The 13382-nt window shown below is 37.5% G+C and carries 9 protein-coding genes; 1 reads left to right on the top strand and 8 read right to left on the bottom strand.

All coding sequences use genetic code 11. The annotated features are described in order from the left end of the window. Nucleotides 1-111 precede the first annotated feature (111 nt). The gene (gene ltrA, locus ACEE93_RS00720; RefSeq protein ID WP_449156569.1) at nt 112-1398 is read right to left on the bottom strand and encodes a group II intron reverse transcriptase/maturase; all 1287 of its coding nucleotides are present in this window, start codon (nt 1396-1398) and stop codon (nt 112-114) included. 565 nt (nt 1399-1963) lie between these two features. Beyond that, the gene (locus tag ACEE93_RS00715) at nt 1964-3154 is read right to left on the bottom strand and encodes a glycine C-acetyltransferase (RefSeq protein ID WP_449156205.1); all 1191 of its coding nucleotides are present in this window, start codon (nt 3152-3154) and stop codon (nt 1964-1966) included. Between the two features lie 108 nt (nt 3155-3262). On the opposite strand from ACEE93_RS00715, the gene ACEE93_RS00710 reads away from it, so the two are divergent. After that, the gene (locus ACEE93_RS00710; protein ID WP_449156204.1) at nt 3263-4435 is read left to right on the top strand and encodes an amidohydrolase; all 1173 of its coding nucleotides are present in this window, start codon (nt 3263-3265) and stop codon (nt 4433-4435) included. A gap of 78 nt (nt 4436-4513) precedes the next feature. Here the strand turns inward: ACEE93_RS00710 and tuf are convergent, their stop codons facing one another. The 6 genes from tuf to rpoC form a co-directional block, all read right to left on the bottom strand. Next, nucleotides 4514-5701, bottom strand: coding sequence for an elongation factor Tu (gene tuf / locus ACEE93_RS00705; protein WP_449156203.1), 1188 nt, complete (start codon nt 5699-5701; stop codon nt 4514-4516). A gap of 162 nt (nt 5702-5863) precedes the next feature. After that, entirely contained in the window at nt 5864-7945 is a 2082-nt protein-coding gene (fusA, locus tag ACEE93_RS00700; protein ID WP_449156202.1) for an elongation factor G, read from the bottom strand. 146 nt (nt 7946-8091) lie between these two features. After that, entirely contained in the window at nt 8092-8562 is a 471-nt protein-coding gene (gene rpsG, locus ACEE93_RS00695) for a 30S ribosomal protein S7 (RefSeq protein ID WP_103207204.1), read from the bottom strand. 82 nt (nt 8563-8644) lie between these two features. After that, on the bottom strand, nt 8645-9058 hold the full coding sequence (gene rpsL / locus ACEE93_RS00690; protein ID WP_449156201.1) for a 30S ribosomal protein S12: 414 nt from the start codon (nt 9056-9058) through the stop codon (nt 8645-8647). Between the two features lie 94 nt (nt 9059-9152). Then, a complete protein-coding gene (locus ACEE93_RS00685) occupies nt 9153-9407 on the bottom strand; it encodes a ribosomal L7Ae/L30e/S12e/Gadd45 family protein (protein ID WP_449156200.1) in 255 nt (84 codons plus the stop codon). A gap of 184 nt (nt 9408-9591) precedes the next feature. Then, nucleotides 9592-13206: a DNA-directed RNA polymerase subunit beta' gene (gene rpoC / locus ACEE93_RS00680; protein WP_449156199.1), complete on the bottom strand. Its 3615-nt coding sequence runs from the start codon at nt 13204-13206 to the stop codon at nt 9592-9594. Nucleotides 13207-13382: the final 176 nt, after the last annotated feature.

The following is a 13382-nucleotide window of genomic DNA, read 5'->3' as shown; positions in this document are numbered from 1 at the left end:
ATAAGTGTAAATTTATAAGTTTTATTTTAGCTTAAATCGAGTAGGAGAATAACCATTATTTGGTTATTCGTCCTCTCACACCACCGTGCGTACGGTTCCGTACACGGCGGTTCAATATCTTGCGTAAGCCAGCTCTGCGAGGTGGACTAAAGGTATTAGTCCCCACTCGTAGAGTTGTTTTGTTGTAAGCGCACGATGGACTTCTTTTACACTTGAGAGTCGCCAATACTTCTTACGTGATTGTGAAACTCTCATTGCGCTATCATGGTCAAGTCCATATTTACGTAACATTTTGTATTTTGTTTTCGTTTTCTTCCATCTTTTAAGAATCAGTTGTCTAATACGACGGTTTAGCCATGATTGTACTTTTGTTAAAAAGCCTTTAATAAACCCTCTACCAAAATAATTTATCCACCCTCGAGTCACTTGATTGATTTCTGTTATAATCTGTCTGAAGGTACCTGGTCTATTTCGTTTCGTTAGGCGTCTTAAGGAGCGTTTTAAACTTCTTTTTGCTTCCATAGTCGGTCTGAAACGATAAATGCCATTTACTTTGGTCATTAGACAACTCAAGAACTTTAAACGTGTGACTGCACCTACCTTGCTCTTTTCCTTATTTACAATAAGTTTAAGATCCTTTTCGATGAATTTTGTCACACTCTCCATAACACGTTGGCCTGCTCGTTTTGAACGCACAAAGATGACGAAGTCATCAGCGTAGCGAATAAAACGATGTCCACGTTTTTCCAGTTCTTTATCTAATTCATGCAGATAGATGTTACATAATAGCGGCGATATAACGCCACCTTGCGGTGCACCGATTTCTTTATTCTTGTAGTTACCATTGAGGTCAATGGCACCAACTTGTAGACTTCTACGAATGAACTTAGAAATAGTTTTATCCTGGATATGACACTCAAATAGATACATTAACTTGTCATGATTTAACATATCAAAACATTGTTTTAAGTCGCAGTCGACTGCGACTGAATAACCTTCTTCATAGTATAATGCACATTGCTTCAATGCAGTACCTGTACTACGATTTGGTCTGAAACCATGACTGTGATTTGAAAATGTACGGTCAATTTTAGGTTCAATGACTTGTTTAATGGCTTGTTGGATAACTCTATCTCTTGCGACAGGAATACCCAACACTCGTTTTTTCCCATTTGATTTTGGGATTTCAACTTTCCTTACTGCTTGTGGTTTGTATGTACCATCAAGCAGTTTCTTTCGAATTTGAGGAAAGTACTGCGAGAAGTGCCTATTCAAGTCACTAACACTCATACCATCAATTCCAGGTGCACCTTTGTTCTTTCTCACTTTCTTAATTGCTTTTTCAATGTTGTTTGGTCTTACAACAAGTTCCATCAAAGATGGAGACTCACGATACATTTCTTTCATTTCACCTAAGATTTACTGTACACACTTATATATCCTTTTTTCGTTCCACTACTTATCTTTCTATAAGTTGCCGGTATAAACCGTTTTCTGCACACCGTAAATCTATAACCTCCATTCTTTACTTTGTATTTAATATTGTTCAGTCCTTCGATATGTTTATACCTACTATGACTTCTGCTGATTTCTCATAATTCGTTGTTACTACGATTCTACGAATCGCTTATGAGACCTCCCCGGGTAAGGTGTAACCTCTTTCCACTCATGTCACCACATCATTTACTATATAGAACTCGGGTAGTATAGGACTTTATCTTGTATAGCAGATTCATCCATTCTACATAGCCTTAGTATGATGTTTCTGTTCGTCAGTGCGAGTGTTTGCGTCCGACTTCCTTCAGATTCCACTTCGCAGTGGACACCCTTGTCCTTCGCTAACAGTTCCTACTACCAAGCCTGTAACGGACTTTCACCGTCAAGATGTTACCCATGCCGGGCGCACTATAAAAAGAATGGACCTCTAACCCGTTAGAGATCCATCCTTCATGTGCAATTTATATTATTTAATGACGTCTAATTCTTTACCTACTTTTTCGTATGCGTTTAATGCTTTATCTAACATTTCTTTAGTGTGTGCTGCAGTTGGCATATTACGTACGCGTCCTGTGCCACGTGGTACTGTAGGGAAAACGATAGATTTAACATAAATGCCTTCATCCATTAAACGTTTACTAAATTCTTGTGTTTTCTTTTCGTCACCAATGATAACTGGTGTAATAGGTGTTTCTGATTCACCTATATCAAAGCCTAAACGACTTAAACCTTCTTTAAGGTATTGCGCATTATCCCAAAGTTGGTCGTGTAACTCTGTTGAAGACATTAATTTTTTAACTGCTTCTGTGATAGCTTTTGTATCCCCAGGAGCTAATGATGTAGAGAATAAGAATGGACGAGATTGTGCTTTTAACCAGTCAATTAATTGTTGTGAACCTGCAACATATCCACCTACAACACCAATTGCTTTAGATAATGTACCGATTTGGAAGTCTACCTTATCTTGTAAACCGAAATGTTTAACTGTGCCGGCACCTTTACCCATAACGCCTGAACCATGTGCGTCATCAACATAAACCATAATGCCGTATTCTTCACAAATGTCGACAATTTCAGGTAATTTTGCAACGTCGCCATCCATACTGAAGACACCATCAGTAATGTACATTACTTTATTGTATTGTCCTGATTCAACAGCTTCTTTAGCTTTTTGACGTAAATCATCCATATCTGAATGGTTAACACGGATAATTTTTGCTTTAGATAAGCGGCAACCATCGATAATAGATGCATGATTTAATTCATCAGAAAGAATAGCATCATTTTTGTTCATTACTGCAGAAATCGCCGCCATATTACAGTTAAAGCCAGATTGATATGCAATTGCTGCTTCTGTTCCTTTAAATTCTGCTAATGTTTTTTCTAATTCATCATGTAAATCAAGCGTACCATTGATTGAACGCACAGCACCAGCACCAACACCATGCGTATCGATTGCATTTTTAGCAGCTGTTTTTAAATCATCATTTGTTGCTAAACCTAAATAGTTATTTGATGATAAGTTAATATAATCCTTGCCATTGATTTTAATTTCTGGACCATTCGCTCCTTCAATTGTATCAATTTCGTTATATAAGCCGTTATCTTTAAGGTAGCTTATATTTTCTTCAAGAAACTCATGTAATTTTTGTACCACAAGTCATTCCCCTTTCAAATTTAACTCAATATTATCATAACGCATTTTGAACAAACTTCAAAGCAAGTGTATAATAAATTATTACTAAGCAACAAGGAGAGGTTTACAGTGACTGATTGGTTCCAAAAAGCGTATGAAAAAGAAACTGACATGATCGCATTACGTCGTTATTTACACCAATATCCAGAATTATCATTTCAAGAGTTTCATACGCATCAACTCATTATAGATAAACTTGAAAAACTTAACTTTGATATTAAAGATCACGTCGGCGAAAACGGGATTATCGCTAAAATAAGTGGTAAAGGGGATGGCCCTACGATTGCCTTGCGCGCTGACTTTGATGCTTTACCTATAGATGATTTAAAAGAAGTTCCTTATCGTTCTAAAATTCCTGGGGTAATGCACGCGTGTGGCCACGATGGTCATACAGCCATTTTATTAGCAGTAGCTGAATTATTACATGAACATCAAGATCAATTAAATGGAAATGTTGTTTTAATATTCCAATATGGTGAAGAAGTCATGCCCGGGGGCGCTCAAGGTATGATTGCAGATAATGCATTAGTAGGGGTAGATCGTATTTATGGCAATCATTTATGGAGTGGTTATCCAACAGGCACAATTCATACACGTTCTGGTCCAATGATGGCGCAACCAGATGAGTTTAATATTGCCATTCATGGTAAGGGCGGACACGGCGCCAAACCACATGAAACAATCGATCCTATTGTAATTCTCGCAGAATTTATTTTAAGTGCGCAAAAAATTGTATCTAGAACACTAGATCCTGTGAAACAAGCTGTGATTTCTTTTGGAAAAATTGAAGCTGGAGAGGCTGATAATGTGATCCCTGATACGGCTTATTGTAGAGGCACGGTTCGTACTTTTGAACCGCAGACCCAACAGCATATTTATGAGAAAATGGATAAATTATTGCAAGGTCTAGCTGTTGCAAATGATATTGACTATGAGTTTGATTATATCAAAGGATATTTACCTGTTTATAATCATGAAGGGCCTGTTAATGTTGTAAGCCAAGCAGCAAATGATCTAAATTTCCGCTATAATCAATCGGATTTAATGATGGTCGGAGAGGATTTTTCATTTTATTTACAAGCACGCCCCGGTGCCTTTTTCTTAACAGGTTGTGGCAATCGAGAAAAAGAAAGTGACTGGCCACATCATAGTCCTTATTTCGATATCGATGAATCTGCCATGAAATATGCAGTGAGTACATTTATGAAAATTTTAGAACTAGAACAAGTTTTAAGTAAATGAGAGAGCACATCAGCATAAAAAAGAGAATAACCAAAAAAAGAGTTGGCATAAAGCCAACTCTTTTTTGTAAAGGTGAAATTATTCGTGGATTTCAGTTACAACGCCTGATCCTACAGTACGTCCACCTTCACGGATTGAGAAACGAGTACCGTCTTCGATAGCGATTGGAGAAATTAATTCAACTTCCATTTCAACGTTATCGCCAGGCATAACCATTTCTGTACCTTCTGGTAAGTTAACAACACCAGTTACGTCAGTAGTACGGAAATAGAATTGTGGACGGTAGTTTGAGAAGAATGGAGTGTGACGTCCACCTTCGTCTTTTGATAATACATAAACTTCAGCTTTGAATTTAGTGTGTGGTGTGATTGAACCAGGAGCAGCTAAAACTTGTCCACGGTTGATGTCTTCACGAGCAACACCACGTAATAATGCACCGATGTTGTCACCAGCTTCAGCGTAGTCTAATAACTTACGGAACATTTCTACACCAGTAACAGTTGTTTTAGCTGATTTTTCAGCTAAACCGATGATTTCAACTTCTTCACCAACTTTGATTTGACCACGTTCAACACGGCCTGTAGCAACAGTACCACGACCAGTGATTGAGAATACGTCCTCAACTGGCATCATGAATGGTTTGTCAGAATCACGTTCTGGAGTTGGAATGTAATCATCAACTGCTTGCATTAATTCTAAGATTTTTTCTTCGTATTCAGCTTCGCCTTCTAATGCTTTTAATGCTGAACCAGCGATTACAGGTACATCGTCACCTGGGAAGTCGTATTCAGATAATAAGTCACGAACTTCCATTTCTACTAATTCTAATAATTCTTCGTCGTCAACCATGTCAACTTTGTTTAAGAATACAACTAATGCTGGTACACCAACGTTACGTGATAAAAGAATGTGTTCACGAGTTTGTGGCATAGGACCGTCAGCAGCAGATACTACTAAGATACCGCCGTCCATTTGAGCAGCACCAGTGATCATGTTTTTAACATAGTCAGCGTGTCCTGGGCAGTCAACGTGAGCATAGTGACGTTTGTTAGTTTGATACTCGATGTGTGCAGTATTGATAGTGATACCACGTTCTTTTTCTTCTGGAGCGTTATCAATCATGTCGTATGATTGAGCTACAGTGTCACCATTTTTTGCTAATACAGTTGCGATTGCAGCTGTTAAAGTTGTTTTACCATGGTCAACGTGACCGATAGTTCCGATATTAGCATGTTCTAATGAACGATCGAATTTTTCTTTAGCCATTATAAAATCTCTCCTCTTCAATTAAGAATTAAATTATTATTATCACTCATGAAAGTTACTCACCATCATGAGAAGAATTATCTTTATTCCTTTATAAATCATTTTACATTAAAAATCAATTTATAAACAAGAATAACATCATGCCTAATAGTTTAAATACTATTATTCACCTTTATTCTTTTTGATGATTTCTTCAGAAATTGATTTAGGAACTTCAGCATAGTGGTCAAAGTACATTGTGTAAGTACCGCGACCTTGAGTGTTTGAACGTAATGATGTTGCATAACCAAACATTTCTGAAAGTGGTACGAATGCATTAACTACTTGAGCGTTACCACGTGGTTCCATGCCATCTACGCGTCCACGACGTGCAGTTACATCACCCATGATGTCACCCATGTATTCTTCAGGCATTTCGATTGTTACTTTCATCATTGGTTCTAAGATGACAGGATCACATTTTTTAGCTGCTTCTTTAAGTGCTAATGATGCAGCGATTTTGAAGGCCATTTCTGATGAATCGACATCGTGGTATGAACCATCAAATAATTTAGCTTTAACATCAATTAACGGATAACCAGCTAATACACCGTTTTCCATTGCATCTTTAAGACCTTGTTCAACAGATGGGATATATTCACGTGGTACTACACCACCAACAATAGCGTTTTCAAATTCGAAACCGCCACCTGTTTCGTTAGGTGTGAATTCGATTTGAACGTCACCATATTGACCACGACCACCTGATTGACGAGAGAATTTACCTTGAACAGCTGCAGGTTGTTTGAATGTTTCACGGTAAGAAACCATTGGTGCACCTACATTTGCTTCAACGTTAAATTCACGTTTCATACGGTCAACGATAATGTCAAGGTGAAGTTCACCCATACCACCGATGATAACTTGACCAGTTTCTTCATCAGTATGCGCTTTGAATGTTGGGTCTTCTTCTTGAAGTTTAACAAGTGCTTGTGTCATTTTGTCTTGGTCTGCTTTAGACTTAGGTTCAACAGATAAGTGAATAACTGGCTCTGGGAATTCCATTGACTCTAAGATAATGTCATTTTTCTCTCCGCAAAGCGTGTCACCTGTACCAGTCTCTTTAAGACCAACAGCTGCAGCAATGTCACCTGAATAAACTGTATCGATTTCTTGACGTGAGTTAGCGTGCATTTGTAGGATACGTCCTACACGTTCACGTTTACCTTTTGTTGAGTTCTTGATATAAGAACCTGAAGTTAATGTACCTGAGTACACACGGAAGAAAGTTAATTTACCAACGTAAGGGTCAGTCATAACTTTGAATGCTAATGCAGCGAATTCAGCATCGTCGTCTGCTCTCGCAACTACTTCTTCATCAGGATCTTCAACACGGTGTCCGATGATTGGTTTAACATCTAATGGAGATGGTAGGTAATCAATTACCGCATCTAACATTAATTGAACACCTTTGTTTTTAAATGCAGTACCGCAAAGTACTGGGTAGAATTCAACATCAGTTGTTGCTTGACGAATTGCAGATTTTAATTCATCTACAGTAATTTCTTCTTCATTGAAGATTTTTTCCATTAACTCTTCATTTGTTTCAGCAACTGATTCGATTAAGTTTTCACGAGCTTCTTCAGCACGTTCACGATGATCTTCAGGAATTTCAATTTCTTCAATTTCTGTTCCTAAGTCATTGTTATATTTAAAGCATTTCATTGTAACTAAGTCAATGATTGCTTCGAATTCATCTTCTGCACCAATTGGTAATTGAATAGGTGCTGCATTTGCATTTAAACGGTCATGTAAAGTGCTTACTGAATATTCGAAGTTAGCACCTAATTTATCCATTTTGTTAACAAATACAATACGTGGTACACCGTAAGTTGTAGCTTGGCGCCATACAGTTTCAGTTTGAGGTTCAACACCTGATTGAGCGTCAAGTACTGTTACCGCACCGTCTAATACACGTAATGAACGTTCAACTTCAACAGTGAAGTCTACGTGTCCTGGTGTATCGATGATGTTTACACGGTGATCATTCCATGAAGCTGTTGTAGCAGCTGACGTGATTGTAATACCACGGTCTTGTTCTTGTTCCATCCAGTCCATTTGTGAAGCACCTTCGTGTGTTTCACCAATTTTGTGGATACGTCCAGTGTAATAAAGAATACGTTCAGTAGTAGTCGTTTTACCAGCATCGATGTGCGCCATGATACCGATATTACGCGTGTTTTTCAAAGAAAAGTCTCTTCCCATGGGTATTCTTTCTCCTTCCAGAATAATAGGATTATATAAATAGATATAGCTCTACCCTAAGCATTTATAAGCTAAACGCACCAATAAGTGAAATGTGTATTGATAAACGTTTATATGATAACTGCTCAGGGAGATTCGCTTTTATCTTACCAACGATAGTGAGCGAAAGCTTTGTTAGCTTCAGCCATTTTGTGAGTGTCTTCACGTTTTTTAACTGCGCCACCAACGTTGTTTGCTGCGTCTAAGATTTCGTTAGCTAAACGCTCTTCCATAGTTTTTTCACCACGAAGACGCGCATAGTTTACTAACCAACGTAAACCTAAAGTAGTACGACGCTCTGGACGAACTTCTACAGGTACTTGGTAGTTAGATCCACCTACACGGCGAGCTTTAACTTCAAGTACTGGCATAATATTGTTGATTGCTTCTTCAAATACTTCTAATGCATCGCGACCTGAACGTTCTTGAACTAAGTCAAATGCAGAATAAAGAATACGTTGAGCTGTTCCACGTTTACCATCTAACATAATCTTATTGATTAATTTAGTTACTAGCTTAGAGTTGTGAATTGGATCTGGTAACACATCTCTTTTAGGTACTGATCCTTTACGAGGCATAATACAAGTCCTCCCTTCCTATTATAGTATATTTAAGTTCTATCAGTCATGATATATTGTATAGATTTACAATATTTCAATCTTATTTCTTAGGTTTTTTAGTTCCGTATAATGAACGACCTTGCATACGACCTTCAACACCTGAAGTATCTAATGCACCACGTACGATATGATAACGAACACCAGGTAAGTCTTTTACACGACCACCACGCACAAGAACTACACTGTGCTCTTGTAAGTTATGTCCGATTCCAGGGATGTACGCGTTAACTTCGATGTTATTTGATAAACGAACACGAGCATATTTACGTAATGCTGAGTTCGGTTTCTTAGGTGTCATTGTACCCACACGTGTACAAACGCCACGTTTTTGTGGTGAGTTTAATTTAGTAAATTGTTTTTTCTGACTGTTGAAACCTCTGTTTAAAGCTGGTGAGTCAGATTTTTTTGATTTACTTTTTCTAGGTTTACGTACTAATTGGTTAATAGTAGGCATTTACATGTCCTCCTCTCTTCTTTTTTCAATTCCACACATCCAGGTGGTTCATTTTTAGAGTAAATAAAATTTAGTAAGCAAAAACTTACTAAGTTCATTTTAACAAAGCAACAACGGTCGCTTTGACATTTATACCAAAATGTTCTCCAAGTGCTTTTTGACTTGTAAAGAATTTAATAGGTATCTGATTTTGATTGGCAAAGCTTAACACGCGTGCGAGTAAATGGATGTTAACATCATTTGCGATAATCAATTCACTCACTTGTTGTTTTTTTAAAGCTTTTAACGTTTGCTTTAATCCAACAACATAGGCATGTTCAGTTAAGCGTGCGACTTTTTCATTAGACATTTACATATCCTCCAAAGTACTGCTTGCATCAACCTTTACTATATTACCATTGACTCAAAAATACGTCAACAGTTATATCAAAAATCGACAAACAAAATATATGATGAGGCTGGAACATTAAAAGTATAGTATTATTTCCGTTCCAACCTCATCGATTTAAAGATCAATAGAATGCGCAAACAGTTTAGTCAATGAGTACTTCATCGCTTAACTCTTGCTCTATTTCTTCTTCAATCTCTACTTCACTGTAACGTTTCATTCCTGTACCTGCTGGAATTAACTTACCAATAATAACGTTTTCTTTAAGTCCAAGTAAGTCATCACGTTTACCTTTGATTGCAGCGTCTGTAAGTACACGTGTTGTTTCTTGGAAGGATGCTGCTGATAAGAAACTTTCTGTCTCAAGTGAAGCTTTCGTAATACCAAGTAATACTGGTTTAGCTGTTGCAGGGCGTTTACGTTCTTTAAATGCCTCGCGGTTCGCATCTGTAAAGTTGTGAATGTCAACTAATGAACCAGGTAATAATTTAGTGTCACCTGCTTCAATAATGCGTACCTTACGTAACATTTGACGTACCATAACTTCGACGTGTTTATCGTCAATTTCTACACCTTGCATACGATAAACTTTTTGAACTTCTTTTAATAAGTAAGTTTCAGTCGCTGTTAAACCTGCAACTGACAAGTAGTTTTTAGGCTCAATTGAACCTTCTGTTAGTGCTTCACCACGTTCAACCGTTTGACCGATTTCAACTTTTAAGCGTGATGCACCTGGTGCCATATATGAAAGTGTTTCGTTATTACCCTTAACAACGATTTCTTGTTGTCTATCTTTACCAACAGTAATATTGTCGATGACACCTTCAATTTCAGTGATAACCGCTTGTCCTTTTGGATTACGTGCTTCAAAGATTTCTTGGATACGTGGTAAACCTTGAGTGATGTCGCTACCGGCAACCCCACCAGTGTGGAATGTACGCATTGTTAATTGTGTACCTGGTTCACCGATAGATTGAGCAGCGATTGTACCTACTGCTTCACCTACTTCAACTTTTTCACCAGTTGCTAAGTTTTTACCATAACATTTTTCACATACACCGTGGCGTGTATTACATGTGAATGCTGAGCGAATATACATTTCTTCGATACCAGCATCAGTAATTTCTTTCGCAATTTCTGCAGTAATTAATTCATCTGGACGAATAATCACTTTATCTGTTTCAGGATGACGAATTGTTTCTTTAGAGTAACGGCCTTCAATACGTTCGATAAATGGTTCAATCATTTCTGTACCTTCTTTGATATCAGATACAAGTAAACCACGATCTGTACCACAATCTTCTTCACGCACAATAACGTCTTGAGCCACATCTACAAGACGACGAGTCAGATAACCTGAGTCGGCAGTCTTCAATGCAGTGTCGGCAAGACCTTTACGCGCACCATGCGTTGAAATGAAGTATTCCAATACTGTTAAACCTTCACGGAATGAAGAAGTGATTGGAAGTTCGATGATTTTACCTGATGGAGCGGCCATCAGACCACGCATTCCGGCAAGTTGTGTAAAGTTTGACGCGTTACCACGTGCTCCTGAATCACTCATCATAAAGATTGGGTTTGTTTTTTCAAGTGATTCCATTAATTCTTCTTGAATTTGGTCTTTAGCACCAGTCCAAATTTCAATAACTGCATTATAACGTTCTTCTTCTGTTAATAAACCACGATTAAATTGTTTTTGTACTCGTTCTACTTGATGTTCTGCTTCGTCTAAAATGTCTTGTTTATCTGGTAATACCACAATGTCAGATACACCAACTGTAATACCAGCTTTAGATGAATACTTAAATCCTAAGTCTTTCATTAAGTCAAGCATCATAGACGTCTCAGTGATACTAAAGCGATTGAATACTTCAGCAATGATTTTTCCAAGGAAACCTTTGTTGAATGGTGGTACGAGTTCAGTATTTTCGAAGTACTCTTTTAAGCCACCTTCACCAAGCTCAGTTGGATCTACAAAGTACTTATCTGGTGTACTTTGCTCTAAATTTGTTTTTGTAGGTTCATTAATGTACGCAAATGAATCTGGAATGATTTCATTAAAGATGATTTTACCAACAGATGTTGTTAAGATCTTACGGTTTTGATCTTCAGTAAATGTTGGGTTATTAAATGAAGATGCATGCACACCAATACGTGTGTGTAAATGTACATGTCCGTTAGCATATGCTTTTAATACTTCATTTGTATCGTTGAATATCATACCTGTATTCACTGCATCTTTGCGCTCTAATGTTAGGTAATAGTTACCTAATACCATATCTTGAGATGGCGTAACAACTGGTTTACCATCTTTAGGGTTCAAGATATTTTGTGCAGCAAGCATTAACATACGCGCTTCTGCTTGTGCTTCTTTTGATAGAGGTACGTGAACCGCCATTTGGTCCCCATCAAAGTCAGCGTTATAAGCTGTTGTAACAAGTGGATGTAGACGAATAGCACGACCTTCTACAAGTGTAGGTTCAAATGCTTGAATACCTAATCTGTGTAGTGTTGGCGCACGGTTAAGTAATACAGGGTGTTCAACAATAACATCTTCTAAAACATCCCATACTTCATCTTCTGTACGTTCAATTTTACTTTTCGCATTTTTAATATTTGTTGCGATTTCACGTTGTACTAATTCTTTCATCACAAATGGTTTGAATAATTCAAGTGCCATTTCTTTTGGTAAACCACATTGATACATTTTAAGACCTGGGCCAACTGCAATTACAGAACGACCTGAGTAGTCAACACGTTTACCTAATAAGTTTTGACGGAAACGACCTTGTTTACCTTTTAACATATGTGACAATGATTTTAATGGACGATTACCTGGGCCAGTAACTGGACGACCACGACGACCATTATCGATTAATGCATCAACAGCTTCTTGTAACATACGTTTTTCGTTTTGCACGATGATACCAGGCGCACCAAGATCTAATAAACGTTTCAAACGATTATTACGGTTGATGACACGACGATATAAATCGTTTAAATCACTTGTCGCAAAACGTCCGCCGTCTAATTGAACCATTGGACGAATTTCAGGTGGGATGATTGGTAAAACATCTAAAATCATCCATGCAGGATTGTTTCCAGAGTTACGGAATGATTCAACTACTTCTAAACGTTTAATTGCTCTTGTTAAACGTTGACCAGTAGCTGATTCTAATTCTTCACGTAAGAATTTAAGTTCATCATCTAAATTGATTTCACTTAATAAATCCTTAATACCTTCTGCACCCATCTTAGCAGTAAATTGGCCTGGGAATTTATCATAATAATCACGGAATTCTGCTTCAGAAAGTAATGATTTTTTCTCTAATCCTGTTGGACCTGGATCAACCACTACATAAGATGCAAAATAAATAACTTCTTCAAGTGCACGTGGTGACATATCTAATAATAATCCCATACGACTTGGGATACCTTTAAAGTACCAAATATGTGAAACTGGAGCCGCTAACTCAATGTGACCCATTCTTTCACGACGTACTTTTGATTTTGTGACTTCTACACCACAACGGTCACAAACCATGCCTTTATAACGTACACGTTTGTATTTACCACAACTACATTCCCAATCTTTTGTAGGTCCAAAAATTCTTTCACAGAAAAGACCATCTTTTTCTGGTTTCAAAGTTCTATAGTTAATTGTTTCAGGCTTTTTAACCTCACCATATGACCATGAACGGATTTTTTCAGGTGAAGCGAGTCCTATTTTCATATAATGGAATTTATTTACATCAATCAAGGAGCCTACCTCCTTTAGTTTAAATTAGCTGAGCTATTGATTGATTACGATATCAAAAATCATTTAAGAAAAAATACGTTTGATCTTTAACACTTTATAAGGGATGGGGGCAGCGTCCTTTTTATTCAACGTTAATTTGAAATAAAAATACTAATTGCCCCATTTCATCCCATCTT

It is taken from the genome of Staphylococcus sp. 11262D007BW (assembly GCF_053547815.1).
This window is presented reverse-complemented; position numbering and strand designations above follow the sequence as displayed.